Origin of the sequence: Bradyrhizobium sp. 186 (assembly GCF_023101685.1) — a bacterium.
GTDB lineage: Bacteria > Pseudomonadota > Alphaproteobacteria > Rhizobiales > Xanthobacteraceae > Bradyrhizobium.
Window position 1 is genome coordinate 4863873 of the sequence record NZ_CP082164.1, and the last position, 13362, is coordinate 4877234.

The 13362-nt window shown below is 62.8% G+C and carries 18 protein-coding genes and 2 pseudogenes; 11 read left to right on the plus strand and 9 right to left on the minus strand.

Annotated features, from left to right (window positions below; all coding sequences use genetic code 11):
- Positions 1–21: 21 nt before the first annotated feature.
- Positions 22–423, plus strand: coding sequence for a PaaI family thioesterase (locus IVB18_RS23175; RefSeq protein ID WP_247991245.1), 402 nt, complete (start codon positions 22–24; stop codon positions 421–423).
- 168 nt (positions 424–591) lie between these two features.
- On the plus strand, positions 592–1203 hold the full coding sequence (locus tag IVB18_RS23180; RefSeq protein ID WP_247991710.1) for a GNAT family N-acetyltransferase: 612 nt from the start codon (positions 592–594) through the stop codon (positions 1201–1203).
- 193 nt (positions 1204–1396) lie between these two features.
- On the opposite strand, the gene IVB18_RS23185 is transcribed toward IVB18_RS23180, so the two are convergent.
- From IVB18_RS23185 to IVB18_RS23210, 6 genes and pseudogenes are all read right to left on the minus strand, one after another.
- Positions 1397–1702: a hypothetical protein gene (locus tag IVB18_RS23185; protein ID WP_247991246.1), complete on the minus strand. Its 306-nt coding sequence runs from the start codon at positions 1700–1702 to the stop codon at positions 1397–1399.
- A gap of 86 nt (positions 1703–1788) precedes the next feature.
- On the minus strand, positions 1789–2088 hold the full coding sequence (locus tag IVB18_RS23190; protein ID WP_247991247.1) for a putative quinol monooxygenase: 300 nt from the start codon (positions 2086–2088) through the stop codon (positions 1789–1791).
- A gap of 23 nt (positions 2089–2111) precedes the next feature.
- Positions 2112–2798: a DUF2161 family putative PD-(D/E)XK-type phosphodiesterase gene (locus IVB18_RS23195; RefSeq protein ID WP_247991248.1), complete on the minus strand. Its 687-nt coding sequence runs from the start codon at positions 2796–2798 to the stop codon at positions 2112–2114.
- A 98-nt stretch (positions 2799–2896) separates the two neighbouring features.
- Positions 2897–3150, minus strand: a pseudogene (locus IVB18_RS23200) (hypothetical protein).
- Positions 3147–3344, minus strand: coding sequence for a hypothetical protein (locus tag IVB18_RS23205; protein WP_247991249.1), 198 nt, complete (start codon positions 3342–3344; stop codon positions 3147–3149). The pseudogene IVB18_RS23200 and the gene IVB18_RS23205 overlap by 4 nt, the downstream one beginning before the upstream one ends.
- Before the next feature lie 56 nt (positions 3345–3400).
- A complete protein-coding gene (locus tag IVB18_RS23210) occupies positions 3401–4081 on the minus strand; it encodes an SDR family oxidoreductase (RefSeq protein ID WP_247991250.1) in 681 nt (226 codons plus the stop codon).
- A gap of 120 nt (positions 4082–4201) precedes the next feature.
- On the opposite strand from IVB18_RS23210, the gene IVB18_RS23215 reads away from it, so the two are divergent.
- A complete protein-coding gene (locus tag IVB18_RS23215; RefSeq protein WP_247991251.1) occupies positions 4202–4915 on the plus strand; it encodes an SGNH/GDSL hydrolase family protein in 714 nt (237 codons plus the stop codon).
- Between the two features lie 15 nt (positions 4916–4930).
- Here the strand turns inward: IVB18_RS23215 and IVB18_RS23220 are convergent, their stop codons facing one another.
- Positions 4931–5674 (minus strand): tyrosine-protein phosphatase, encoded by a 744-nt coding sequence (locus IVB18_RS23220; RefSeq protein WP_247991252.1) that lies wholly within the window; start codon positions 5672–5674, stop codon positions 4931–4933.
- 92 nt (positions 5675–5766) lie between these two features.
- Here IVB18_RS23220 and IVB18_RS23225 point away from each other — a divergent pair, with 92 nt between their 5' ends.
- Positions 5767–6075 (plus strand): MliC family protein, encoded by a 309-nt coding sequence (locus IVB18_RS23225; RefSeq protein ID WP_247991253.1) that lies wholly within the window; start codon positions 5767–5769, stop codon positions 6073–6075.
- A 125-nt stretch (positions 6076–6200) separates the two neighbouring features.
- Here IVB18_RS23225 and IVB18_RS23230 read toward each other — a convergent pair whose 3' ends face one another.
- A complete protein-coding gene (locus tag IVB18_RS23230) occupies positions 6201–6404 on the minus strand; it encodes a DUF2735 domain-containing protein (protein ID WP_247991254.1) in 204 nt (67 codons plus the stop codon).
- Between the two features lie 535 nt (positions 6405–6939).
- On the opposite strand from IVB18_RS23230, the gene IVB18_RS23235 reads away from it, so the two are divergent.
- The 6 genes and pseudogenes from IVB18_RS23235 (at position 6940) to IVB18_RS23260 (ending at position 11742) form a co-directional block, all read left to right on the plus strand.
- Positions 6940–7974 (plus strand): glutamine synthetase beta-grasp domain-containing protein, encoded by a 1035-nt coding sequence (locus tag IVB18_RS23235; protein ID WP_247991255.1) that lies wholly within the window; start codon positions 6940–6942, stop codon positions 7972–7974.
- Positions 7975–8168: 194 nt separating this feature from the next.
- Positions 8169–8870, plus strand: coding sequence for a GrlR family regulatory protein (locus tag IVB18_RS23240; protein WP_247991711.1), 702 nt, complete (start codon positions 8169–8171; stop codon positions 8868–8870).
- A gap of 20 nt (positions 8871–8890) precedes the next feature.
- Entirely contained in the window at positions 8891–9577 is a 687-nt protein-coding gene (locus IVB18_RS23245) for a substrate-binding domain-containing protein (RefSeq protein ID WP_247991256.1), read from the plus strand.
- Between the two features lie 32 nt (positions 9578–9609).
- Positions 9610–10431 (plus strand): tetratricopeptide repeat protein, encoded by an 822-nt coding sequence (locus IVB18_RS23250; protein WP_247991712.1) that lies wholly within the window; start codon positions 9610–9612, stop codon positions 10429–10431.
- A 102-nt stretch (positions 10432–10533) separates the two neighbouring features.
- Positions 10534–10683, plus strand: coding sequence for a hypothetical protein (locus tag IVB18_RS23255; protein WP_084292415.1), 150 nt, complete (start codon positions 10534–10536; stop codon positions 10681–10683).
- 353 nt (positions 10684–11036) lie between these two features.
- A pseudogene (locus IVB18_RS23260) lies at positions 11037–11742 on the plus strand (GrlR family regulatory protein).
- A gap of 85 nt (positions 11743–11827) precedes the next feature.
- Here the strand turns inward: IVB18_RS23260 and IVB18_RS23270 are convergent.
- A complete protein-coding gene (locus IVB18_RS23270) occupies positions 11828–12757 on the minus strand; it encodes a LysR family transcriptional regulator (RefSeq protein WP_247991259.1) in 930 nt (309 codons plus the stop codon).
- A 59-nt stretch (positions 12758–12816) separates the two neighbouring features.
- On the opposite strand from IVB18_RS23270, the gene IVB18_RS23275 reads away from it, so the two are divergent.
- Positions 12817–13278 (plus strand): heme-binding protein, encoded by a 462-nt coding sequence (locus IVB18_RS23275; RefSeq protein ID WP_247991260.1) that lies wholly within the window; start codon positions 12817–12819, stop codon positions 13276–13278.
- Positions 13279–13362 lie beyond the last annotated feature (84 nt).

Sequence of the window (13362 nt, forward strand, 5' to 3'; positions counted from 1 at the left end):
AACGAATTGGAAGGAGATCCGATGACGCCGCTCGAGAAACTTAAAGCGATGAAGATGCCGTTCGCCGAGCTCAAGGGCGTCGAGTTCGTCGAGGCCGAGAAGGATCGCGTGGTGGCGCGGATGACGGTGAGGCCCGACCTCTGCACGCTTCACCACACGATCCACGGTGGCGCGGTGATGGCGCTGGCCGATTCCGTCGGTGCAGCCGCGACCGTGATCAACCTGCCGGAGGACGCCAAGGGTACCACCACGCTGGAGAGCAAAACCAACTTTATCGGCGGAGCCAAGGAGGGAACCACGCTCATCGCGACGGCCACCCCGGTCCATCGGGGCCGGCGGACCCAGGTCTGGACGACCCGGTTGGAGACCGAGGAGGGCAAACTGGTCGCCGTAGTCACCCAGACCCAGCTCGTCCTCGTATAATTGCGGGGCGTTGATTTTGTTAACGAATTAGTCGCTCCCGGTGCCTCTAACTTGGGCAGGTTCCCGTCTTGAAAAATTTGTTGCGACGCACAACATTGGAGGTCTAGGGATTCGAACGCCTCCTCGAGGGACACCAAGAGGAGTTTTGACTTGTCACTCGAAGCAGACTTGGCACTTGAAGAAACCACCCGCACGAGGTCCGTTCGGGGTTACGTGCGGACCTTAAGCCAGCAGGAAGAATTGCCGCTTCTGCGCGATCACCTGTTGAGGCTCGATGCCGAAAGCCGGCACGACCGCTTCAATGGCTTTCTCGACGATAGTTTCATCGAGCGTTACGCCGCCCGCTGCGCCGAAGACGGCACCGTGATCGTCGCCTATATCGTCGACGGTATGGTCCGCGGCGCGGCCGAGCTGCATCCGCCGGAGGATGATTCGCTGCCCGAGGTCGCCTTCAGCGTGGAAGCCTCAGCGCGCCGCCAGAACGTCGGCACCGTGCTGTTCAGCCGCCTGATCGCGGAAGCGCGCTGGAAGGGTTTCAAGCGGCTGCGCATCACCACTGGATCGGAAAATCACGCAATGCGCGCGCTTGCCAGGAAGTTCGGCGCGCATCTGCAATTCCGCCATGGCGAATCGACTGGCACGATTGACCTGGCCAAGACGCCTGAAGCTGAACTCGCCGAACTCGCAGCGGCGCCGTTCACGGCCGGCCGGGCCTTGCTCAACTTCAACTCTACCTGGTGGAAGCTCATCTCGAGCATGTACGGCAACCGTGCCGCCTAGTTTAGAGCATGATCCGGAAAAGTGCGAAGCGGTTTTCCCTCGCGACAAACGCGGAACGCGTTTGCGTGGAGATCATGCTCAAACAACAACCTAAAGCGCGATGATGATTCATCCTCATCTCATCGCGCTTTAGAATCAAAAAGCGGACCGGCCAGGCCGGTCCGCTTTCGAATTTAGGCTAGAGAATAAGCGTTCAGGTTCCGGTGCGCTTGTCGTTGCCGAAGCGGCGCACGACGCGGCGTTCGACCACGATCGAGCGCTGCGCGCCCTGTTCTCCCGCGATCACACGCGTGGCGGTGATGCGGCTGTTGGTACGGGCCTGTTTCTTGACCTCGGCCTGAACGACATCGAGCGGCATACCCATCAAGGCGGCGGCGATCTCGGCCTGCTGCTCCTGATCGTCGGTGATGCCGACGGCGGCGAAAATCGCCTCGTCCAGGGTGGGCGGATCGTGGCGGACGCGCCGCGTGCCGTACTTGGTATTCCAGTCTGCGTTCATAGGGGCCTCGTTTCGATGCCGGGGATACCTAGTGCCGTCTATGTTGCATTGCAATATCAATTTGGTGTGGCATCTCAGTTATGCAGTCAAAGCTTCGCGAGCTTGCTGGCATCATAAAGGTCGAGTGTCGTCGGGCCTGCGGCAAGGGAGCGCAAGGTCCGCACCAATTCGCCGGAAGCGGATACCGCAAAATGTGCCGCGAGCGCGGCGCGGTCCGCCCATTGCTCGAAAAACACAAGCCTGAGCGGATTCTCGCAGTCGACATGCACCGCATGCGAGATGCAGCCGGGCTCCTGGCGCGAGCGGCGGACGTGCTCGAGGCTGAGGCGGCGCACCTCGTCGAAGGTTTCCGGCCGGGCCGTCACGCTTCCAGTCACGACGATCATACGATCCCCAGGGTTGCACGACGTCAGGCTGGAGCGGCTTCCCGCGCAATGTCCCCGATCGGCGCCTGCGGCCAGCGCTTGAGTGCCGCATGGCCGGGCTCGGTCAGCCCGTAGATCCCGCGCTCGGCGCGTTCGAACCAGCCATAGACATTGTGCAGCAGAATCTTGCCTGCATCAGGGCAGCGCGCGCGCAACTCGCGCACAGGCCGCGGGCCGTCGGCAAGCGCGGAGGCGCAGGCCAGCGCCTGCTGGCGGTAGGCCGTCATGATCGGCGCGCGCGTGCTGCCGCCGAGGACGGGGTCGCCCTGGCGGCGCTGATGTTCGGCGACCAGCCGCGAGCGCGTCTTCGGTTCGCGGCGCGGCGCCGCCGTCGGCGGCTTCACCAGCACTTCGACCTCGCCGCGGTCGGTTACCCCGAGCATGCCGAAGCCGAGTCGCCGGCAGAGATTGCGATAGCGCGCATCGCTCTCGCGCCCCTTGCCGCGCACCGACATCTTCGCGGCGATCCAGACCTCGTCGCCGGCCGGCGCGCGATCGACCGCCTGAAGGATCAGCTCGAGATTGAAGGCGAGCTTGAGCTCGCCGATTACCACCACCGGCGGATCGCCGGCGCTGAGGCCCACGAGATCGCAGCCGCCGATCTCGCCCTTGACGGTGAAGCCGAGCCCTTCAAGGAAGCGTTTGACAGGCAGATAAAGCGCGGTTTCCAAAGAAAGCTTTCGAGTCTTGTGTTCCGATCGGAGAATCAGTTGCGGGCAGTCTAGCCCGGATTGGATTCGGGCTTTGCGCCATTTGAGCGGACTCGCGTTCAGCCTATGAGGCGATCATAGTCTGCATGGGAGCCGATCCAGAACCAGACGTAGCCCTCTTCAGTCTCGATGGCCAACGCGCGATAGCGTCATCCAACTCTGGCAGACCAAAATCGTCCGACTCTTTTAATTGCAGCGAGGGGTGGCTGGGATCGCTTTTCAACAGTTCGAAGTTCGCGTCTGCCAATTTCCGAACATGGGCGGGCAAGGCCGCGTAAGTTTTCCAAAATCTCGGCGAGGCCGCGTGTCTCACAATTCGCGCGTCTGCCCCGCGCGGTAGGCGCTCAGCGCTTCCTCCGCGAATGCATCAAGCCTTCCGGCCTTGGCGTCGCGTTCCAGGGCTTGATCAAAGAGCTGCGCATCGAACTGCTCGAACCACGCACGAAACCGTGCCAGTTCATCCGGCGTCAGCCGCTCGACCGCTTTCTCAATATCTTCGGTTGTCATGACCCCAATATAGCAGTTTCAGTTTGCCGAGAATAGATGCGCCGAACCCCCCGGACTTACACCCGCCCGCTCACCGGGATCAGCGCTCCGGTGACGCCGCTCGCGGCATCGCTGGCGAGGAACAGGATCGTCTCGGCGAGCTCCTGCGGCGTGACCCATTTGGAGAAATCCGCTTTCGGCATGTCCGCGCGATTGGCCGGCGTGTCGATGGTCGAGGGGAGTACCGCGTTCACGGTGACCTTGCCCTTCCATTCATTGGCCAATGCTTCGGTGAGGCGATGCACGCCGGCCTTCGAGGCCGCATAGGGGCCCATGCCGGCGCTTGCCTGGAGTGCGCCCATGGCGCCGATATTGACGATGCGGCCGGCCGTGGAGGCGGCGAGATGGGGCAGCGCTGCGCGCGAGGTGTTGAGCGCGGTCAGCACGTTGAGCGCGTACATGCGCTGCCACGTCTTGGCGTCGCCGTCGCCAACGCTTTCGAAGGCAAAGCCACCGGCGATATTGATCAGCGCATCCAGCCTTCCGAAATGCTTTGCCGCAACCTCGACCGCCGTCTTCGCCTGCGCCGCGTCGGATAGATCGACGCCGCCGATCTCGATGCGCTTGGGCGTGGCAGGTCCTTGCGAGGGGGCGTAATCGATTCCGGCAACGCGCGCGCCCCGCGACTGCGCGACTTCCGCGACCACCTTGCCAAGCGCACCGAGCGCACCGGTCACGACAACGACTTTTCCCTGCACGATACTCTCCGTTATTTTCAATTCGCGGCGACTATTGCTCCTGACGAATTGGTCTTGCAATGGCGGCAGCTTCAAGGCTGAATGATTGCCGCAACGTCAGGTCGTGGAGGAGGGCCTTTCATGCCCGATCATTTGCCGACCATCGAATTTCCAGCTGCGATCGTCGATCTGAGATATTCGCTGACGACATTCCGGCAGGCGCTGAACGGAAAGCATCCCGTGCGGATCGTCGCGATGGGGTCGTCCTCGACGGCAGGACGAGCCGACGTTGTTCCTTATCCGTACAGGCTCGAAATGTATCTACGGCAGCGATACAAGGATCCTCGCCCGAATATCCGGATCGACGTACTCAATCGGGGCAGGGGCGGGGAGGAGGCCAACGAAGAGCTCGGCCGCTTCGAGACGGATATTTTCCAGGACGATCCCGCGCTGGTTATCTGGCAGGTCGGGACGAACGCCGTCTTTCACAACGACAAATACGACGTCGATGTGGTGGCCGAGAACATTCGGAAAGGCCTGGCGCAATTGCGCGCCCGCGGTTTTGAGGTTCTGCTGATTGATCCGCAATATGCGCCGAAGATGCTCTGGGATGACCGCGCCGAGGTATCAGACAAGATGGTGCGCCTGATCCGCGCCGCGGCCGACGAGGCCAAGGTCAATCTGTTTCAGCGCTGGGCGCTGATGCGGCACTGGCACGTGCAGAACAATGTATCGTTCGAGCAATTGGTGGATACGACCGATCCGGACAAGCTGCATCAGAGCGACTGGAGCACATGGCAAGTGTCGGTCGCCCTCACGAATGCCATCGTCAAGACCGCCACACCGACAGCTTGAGGCGGTCGCTGCGGATCAGGCTTGCAAATAGCGTTCCTTCAGCGCAGTCCGCTCGGCCGCGCCAAGCTTGAGCCCGTCGCGCAAGTAGGTTTCAAGGTCGCCATATTCGCTGCCGATGGCCTCGAAGGCGGCAGCGAGATACGAGGCCTCGACGGAACCAATCGCGTCGAGGACGTCGGCGGGAAGATCGTAGGCGCTGGACACGTCGCGACGGTAGTGTTGGTTGGTCAGCAGGTAGTCCTCGGCAACGACGTTATCGGGCACGCCCAGGGCATGCAGGATCAGCGCGCTGGCAAAGCCGGTGCGATCCTTGCCGGCGGTGCAATGGATGACGAGAGGCGCGCGATCTTCCAGGAGATGACCGAATAGCGTGCGAAAGCTGTGCGTGTTGTGACGGACATAGTTGCGATAGGATTGGCGCATGATGTCCAGCGCAACCGGCGCGGTCAGCCTGCCAGCGGCAAGCTCGGTGCGCAGCGCGGCCACCACCGTCGGTTCGATCGGCAGCGAATGCACGGTGATCTCGTTCACGACGCAGACGCCGGCCGCGCGTTCCTCCAGCCCACGAAAATCGAATGCGCTTCTGACGCCCAGCGCGCGGACGCTCTCGACGTCCGCAGTCGTGAGCTGGCCGAGATGGTTGGAGCGGAAGATGTGCCGCCAGCGCGTCGTGCGGCCGTCGGCGGTCGGATAGCCGCCGAGGTCGCGAAAATTGCTGGCGCCTTGGAGGCTGAGGTGGCGGGCAGGGGACTCTGACATTGGATCAGCTTAGATTATTGGGACCAGCTTGGGTTATGTTTCCACTGGACGCGCTTGCTGCGCATCCTCGAGGTCTATTACAGGGGGCGATGATGGGCGGGCACAAGGCCGTTCTTTTGGCTATCACCATGCTGGCGAGCGGAGTTTCCGGCGCGCGGCAGGCCGATGCGCAGACGTTCCAGACCTATCGCTGCACCGATGGTACGCAGTTCATCGTTGGGTTTTATGACTACGACAAGCGTGCCTTCCTCCAGATCGGCGGCGAGCCGGTCACGCTTGCGAAGCGGCTCACGGTCTCGGGCACGCGCTATTCGGGGGCGGGGACCACGCTGACGATCGGCAAGACCGGAACTACGGTCAGGCATCTGAAGCGGCCGGCGACGGCGTGTGCGGTGATCTGAGTTCAGCCTTCGAAGCAGGAATCAAAACAAGAATCAAAAAGGGCCGAAACTTCGTTGTTTCGACCCTTTTTCAAACTGACGCCGGCGCTCGAGAGGGCGCGGCGGTATTGAACCGAACGCAGGCATTATCGATCCCATTTCGGCTTGGCTTCCTCGATCGCCTCCTGATGGTACCAGCTTCCACTGCAGATCGTCTCGTTCACGGGAAGCGAGGCATGGTCGGCGGGAAGGCGGGTGTCACCGTAGCGGCGTCCCCCGAGAGCCGAGCGGCCCCCGACGGGAAATTGGTAGATCTGTGCAGATCCGTGACTCAGTCCATTGTTCATCATTGCGGTATCTCCTGAGACCGAAGCGCTTGGCCTCCATGGTGCGCCCGACTCGTTCGCTTGTGGTTACTGGAATCCCCATATTGGCCGTGCATTCCGGAATGCAAAGTGCTGAAAAGGAAATCACTGTTGGCCTATTTTGTAGGCAAGCTGCATTCTGCTTCGTCCAAGGCAGCGGTCGGGTGACTAACGCTTGGGCCATTGCGAAGGTTGCGAGCGATGGGCCATGACTTGGCGAATATTGCCGGACGTTGATGCGCGTTTAGTCGGCAACCTCGGGCAAGGGTCCACGTGCACCAGAATCGGGCGTTTTCCGCGGAATTTTTGCGGTGCAGCCTCACGGAAAGGTGCGCCGCTATGACGCACGCGCCGCCGACCGTGACCGCTCCGCCGGTGAGAAACGGGGGCGGTGGATAACCTCCCGCGCTGCGGCTTTTTGGCACGTTAAATGCTTGTAAAGGGGCGGCCGATGGTGGCCGGGTACAAACGTGCGGGGACTAGCCGTCCCCACCTTTCGCATCATCTACAGAGAGGCTCAATGACCAAGTATAAGCTCGAGTACATCTGGCTCGACGGATACACGCCGACTCCGAACTTGCGCGGCAAAACACAGATCAAGGAATTCGCGTCGTTCCCGACGCTCGAGCAGCTTCCGCTCTGGGGCTTCGATGGCTCCTCCACCCAGCAGGCCGAAGGCCACAGCTCCGATTGCGTGCTGAAGCCGGTCGCTGTTTTCCCGGACGCCGCGCGCACCAACGGCGTGCTCGTGATGTGCGAAGTCATGATGCCCGACGGCAAGACCCCGCACGCCTCCAACAAGCGCGCCACCATCCTCGACGACGCCGGCGCCTGGTTCGGCTTCGAGCAGGAATACTTCTTCTACAAGGACGGCCGCCCGCTCGGCTTCCCGTCCTCCGGCTATCCGGCCCCGCAGGGTCCGTACTACACCGGCGTCGGCTACTCGAACGTCGGCGACGTCGCTCGCAAGATCGTCGAGGAGCATCTCGACCTCTGCCTCGCGGCCGGCATCAACCATGAAGGCATCAACGCGGAAGTGGCGAAGGGCCAGTGGGAATTCCAGATTTTCGGCAAGGGGTCCAAGAAGGCCGCTGACGAAATGTGGATGGCCCGCTACCTGATGCTGCGCCTGACCGAAAAGTACGGCATCGACATCGAGTTCCACTGCAAGCCGCTCGGCGACACCGACTGGAACGGCTCGGGCATGCACGCCAACTTCTCGACCGAGTACATGCGTACGGTCGGCGGCAAGGAGTACTTCGAGGCGCTGATGGCGGCCTTCGACAAGAACATCATGGACCACATCGCCGTCTACGGCCCGGACAACGACAAGCGTCTGACCGGCAAGCACGAGACCGCGCCCTGGAACAAGTTCAGCTACGGCATTGCCGACCGTGGCGCTTCGATCCGCGTTCCGCACTCCTTCGCCAACAACGGCTACAAGGGTTATCTGGAAGACCGTCGCCCGAACTCGCAGGGCGACCCATACCAGATCGCTTCGCAGATCCTGAAGACGATCGAATCCGTGCCGGCCGACAAGAAGGCGGCCGCCTAAGATCCTCCCGGCCCGGGCTAGGGGGCTGGCCCGGGTTGGCTCTCGATCCGCCGGAGTCGAAAGGCTCCGGCGGATTTTTGCATTTTGATGACGGTCGCATCTGTGGTTCGCGGGCTTCGATTGCGTGAAACTTGTCCATCACGGCCGAAAGCGGGATAGACTGCGCCCGGATGCGCGCAGGCCGGGGACGGCTGGTGTTTGAAGGCTTCTACAAGGTGAAATTTCAGCTCGGCGACGCGGTCGGCCGGAGCGTGATGCATGCCGGCAATGGCAAGATGCTCGGCGGCAATTCGGCCTTCGCCCATATCGGCAACTACGAGAAGACCGACGACGGCGTCGACGTCGTGATCAAGACCGTCCGCCACAACCCCGATCCGAACTATCGCGCCATGGCCGGCACCGACGATGCAACGCTGATCGCCAAGGGGTGGGCGGACGGTGATCTCTACCGCTTCAAGGGCGAGCTGAAGGAGCTGCCCGGCGTCCCGTTCGAGTCATTGATGACGCCGATCACGGAGCACGAGGTGCCGGTCGCCAGCGGGGTCGGTGAGTCCGGTATCGCCGATGGCCTCTATTCGATCCATCTGCGCATGCTGGACGGCCTCGATGGCGGCCTTACCGGCGTGATGCTGCTGAACAGGGGCCACATTCTCGGTGGGGATGCGTCGTTCTATTATCTCGGCAGCTACACCGCTGCGAACGGGCGCTGGAAGGGACAGATTCTCAATCAGGAGCACACGCCGGCCAAGGACGATCCGGTGTTCGGTGGCCACGAGGTCGGCATCGGTTTCTCCGGCGCCTATGACGAGGCGCAGGCCGTGCTTGAGGCAACGGCGCTCGCCGGCAAGCGCAGCCTGCGCCTGACCGCCGCGCTCAAGCTGATGCACCGCGCCTGATCGTTACCCCGGGATCACACATGGAAAATGTCATCCGCATGCTCTCGACGCTCGGCCTGATGGGCGCGATGCGCAGCCTGTCTTCCGCCTACGAGACGGCAACGGGCGTCCGCATCGATGCCGACTTCGCGCCGACCCAGGCACTCCTGAAGCGCCTGCGCGACGGCGAGGCCGCCGATCTCGTGATCCTCACGCGCGAGGGGCTCGACGAGGTGATCGGCGAAGGCCGCGTTGTTGCCGAGAGCGCGGCCGACCTGGCGCGGTCCTATGTCGGCATTGCCGTGCGGGCAGGGCAGGCGCATCCCGACATCGCCAGCGAAGCCGCGCTGCGCAGGACGCTGCTCGCGGCGCGGTCCGTCGCCTATTCGCGGTTGGGCGCCAGCGGAATCTATTTTGCCCAGTTGATGGTGCGGATGGGCATTGCGGCCGAGATCAATGCCAAAGCCACCGTCGTTCAGCAGGGGTTTACGGCCGAGCGTCTGGTGAGCGGCGAGGCCGATCTCGCCGTGCAGCAGATCAGCGAGCTGAATCAGGTCGACGGCATCGAAGTGGTCGGCCCGATCCCGCACGACTTGCAGACGCCTGCCGTGTTCTCCGCCGGCCGCATGGCAAGCGCAAAGCACGCTGCAGCCGCTGATCGGTTGCTGCGCTACCTGGCATCGTCGGAGGTCGTACCCGTGCTGCGGCAATCGGGACTCGAGCCTTGAATTCGCCGGGACGCGGACGCAACGTGACGCCTATGCGAACCTATCTCTGTGCCATCCTCTTGACGCTCGCCGCGCCCCTGTCGGCGCATGCGCAATCGGCCGACCTCGTCCTGTGCGATCGCGTGGCGGCCGACTCCAGCGATCCCGACAAGCCAGCCGACGTGAGGGGCGTCGCGGAGGTCGCAGCCTCCGACGTCGCGACCGCCATCAAGTTCTGCAAGCAGGCCGCAACGTCGTCGCGACGCGCGATGTTCGAGCTCGGACGCGCCTATGCCGCCAACCGGCAGACCGCGGACGCGATCACCGTCTGGCGCAAGGCGGCCGACAAGGGATCGAGTGCGGCCATGGTCGAGCTCGGCGTGCTCTACGGCACCGGCTCCGGCGTTGCCAAAGACGAGGCGCAGGCGCGAAAACTGTTCGAGAAGGCGGCGCAGGCCGGCAATCCCCGCGGTATCAGCAATCTCGCAGCGCTCGGCGGGGCAGGCGGCGCCGCACCGGCCGATCCCGCGCAAGCGCGAGCGCTGCTCGGCAAGGCCGCTGAGACCAATGCGGAGGCGCAGTACCAGCTCGGCCTTATGCTCTCCGATGGCACCGGCGGTGCAAAGGACGACGTCGCGGCGCGCGCGCTGTTCGAAAAGGCAGCGGCGCAAAACCATCCCGGCGCGCTGGAGCGAATGGGAGCCTTCGCGCAGGAAGGCCGCGGCGGGGCGAAGGACAAGGACGCCGCGAAGGCCTATTACGAGCGCGCCGCCGCACTCGGCGACGACGACGCCAAGAAGGCGCTGGAGCGACTGCGCTGTCCCTATGCGATCAAGGACAAGCAAGGCAAGCTCGTCACCACGCTGTGCTTCTGAGCGTCGCCGGAGGGAAGCGGCCTTTCAGCCACTGGCTGGCAAGCCGTGACGGAACTTGGCCCGCCCGTACGCCGTTGATGGCGAGACAGAACGGAGCGCACCATGATCCGCAAATTGGCATCCGGCGAATATCGCCTCTATTCACGCAAGGTGAATCCCAAGACCGGCAAGCGGCGCAATCTCGGCACGTTCAAAAGCCGTGCGGCGGCCGAGAAGCACGAGCGTGATGTGCAGTATTTCAAGCGGCACTAAAGCGCGATGAGATGAGGATGAATCATCATCGCGCTTTAGGTTGTTGTTTGAGCATGATCTTTTCGGAAAACCGCTTCGCACTTTTCCGGATCATGCACTAACGCGTGATCAATGCCGTCCGGGACGGGCAAACAAAAAACGCGAAAACAACCCCATGCACAGTAGCTAAGGCGCTGAAATCGCAGCTTGCGGATTTGGCGAAATTGTTGACCCGTCGGGCAAAACAGGAGCATGATGGCATCATGGCGAGGAAGGTCCCGCCGTCGGCCCCTGCGCGGAAAAGTGGGATGGCCTCCGTGCGGCAGCAGTGCTAGGTAGCCCACGTTTCTTTTTGATTTTGCGGGTTTATTGCGTTGCTGGACGGACTTTACAAGGTTGAATACGGCATCAACGGCGCCTTCGGCCGCAGCATCATGTGCATGCACAATGGCAAGATGCTGGGCGGCAATTCCGCTTTCGCGCATCTCGGGACCTACGATGTCAGGGACGGTGTGATCGAAGCCGAGGTCATCACCGAGCGCCACAATGACGATCCCAATTTCAGGCCGCTGATGGGCGCCGACGTCGCTGCGATCAAGGTGCGCGGCAGGATGGAGGGATCGACGATCCTGTTCGAGGGCAAGGCGGATCCGATGCCCGACAGCGTGTTCTGGGCAAATCTCGCGCCGCTCGACGACGAGGCGCTGCCGCCGCGCGGCACGGTCGGTCCCGATAGTATCGTGAACGGGCTGTACTCCATCCACATCCGCGCACTCGACGGCGTCGATGCCGGACTCTCGGGCGTGATGTTGCTGATGGACGGCCGCATCCTCGGTGGCGATGCGTTCTTCTACTATCTCGGCTCTTACTCACTCGGCGGACGGCCGCTGGAAGGGCGAGATGCTGAACCAGGAGCACACTCCGGCGAAGGGCGAAAACCCTGTCTTCGGCGGCTATGAGGTCGGGATCGGATTTTCCGGGACTTGCACGGCGGATAGCGGCGAGTTCGAAGGCATCGCGCTTGCGGGCAAGCGCAGCCTGCGCCTTGCGGCCTCGCTCAAGCTGATGCGGCGGGCCTGAATTCCAGCCTCGGTCCGACGACAGCCGCGCAACGCCGTCCGTGCCGGCGCGACGCTGATGGCGGCGATGTGGCGAAAGCTGCAACTCATATCCGCAGGGCAGAGAGCCGCGCCACGAGGAATTCCATCGCGGCACGGACACGCCGCGGCAACGCGCCGGCGCCCCGCCTGACCCAAACGATCTGGAGTGGAATAGGCGGCGGCTCGTGGCCGACAAGGATTTGCTCGACAATCCCTTGCTCGATGAGCCTGCGCACCTGCCAGAGCGGTGCGAGCCCGATGCCAAGGCCTGATGCTACGGCCGCATTGCGCACAGCGGCATTTTCCGACCGAAAGCGGCCATGCACTTCGATGCGCCGCTTGTTGTCGTCAAATACCCATCTGTCGTCGTCGCTGGCCCGCAGCACGCACTCATGATGGGATAGCTCTCGCGGATTCTCGGGACGACCGTACGTGGCGAGATAAGCCGGTGAAGCGAAGACCGCCCAGTTCAATCCGCCGAGGCGGCGAACCCGCAAGTTGGAGTCCGGCAGGTTGCCGATGCGAACGGCGAAATCCAGCTTCCCAGCGACGAGGTCGACATGCTCATCAGACAAGACAAGTTCGATCTCGACTTCGGGATTTCGCGTTACAAATTGGCTCAGCGCAGGTGTCACATATTCGGGACCGAACAGGCTCGATGTGCCGATGCGGATGGTGCCGGCTAGGCGCCGGTCGCGAGCCAGCAGATCTTCACGCGCGCCGTCGATGGTCGTGAGTGCCAGGCGGATGCGGTCGGCAAAATCGAGCCCTGCCGGCGTCGGATGCAGGCGCCGCGTCGTCCGCGACACGAGCTCCACGCCAAGATCCTGCTCGAGCCTCGCCAGCGACCGGCTCACCGCCTGAAGCGATCGGCCAAGACGAACTGCAGCCGACGTCAGGCTGCCCTCATCTACAATAGCTAGAAACGTCGTGTAGTCCGCAAGCGAGGTCAGGCTATTCTCTCGGAAACTGAGATAATCTATCCCCGATATCATATATTATCAGCAGATGCGCGATATGCTGTTGATGAGCTCTCAGCAACCTGGAGCTCTCCATGACGAAAATTGACCCCTTTACGGCAAGCGCGCCTGTTGCGGCGCTGACGCCTCTCTATGGTGCCCCTATAACGCTCGACGAGGCAGCGCTCGTCGCCGACGCGGCGCGCGGCGAAGCGCAACGTCATGGATGGCCTATGGTGATCGCCGTCACCGACAGCGGCGGCCATCTCGTTCTGCTACACCGTCTCGATCAGGCGCAACATGGCAGCGTGCTTGTCGCTCAGCAAAAGGCGAAAACGGCGGTCGATTTCAGGCGGTCGACGGGGGCGTTCGAATCCGCGCTTGCCGACGGCGGCCTTCATCTGCGGCTTCTGGGCATGACCAATCTGACGCCTCTGGAAGGCGGCCTTCCGATCGTGCGCGACGGGAGGGTGATCGGCGCGATCGGCGTATCAGGCATGCAATCGACCCAGGACGCGCAGGTCGCCGCGGCGGGGCTTGCGGCCTTCGGATCCTGACCGGCGCTATTCCGATGGCGGCCGAGAAGCACGGGCTCGAAGGATGGAAGAAGGTGCGCGTGGTCGTCATCATGGCAGCCGAGT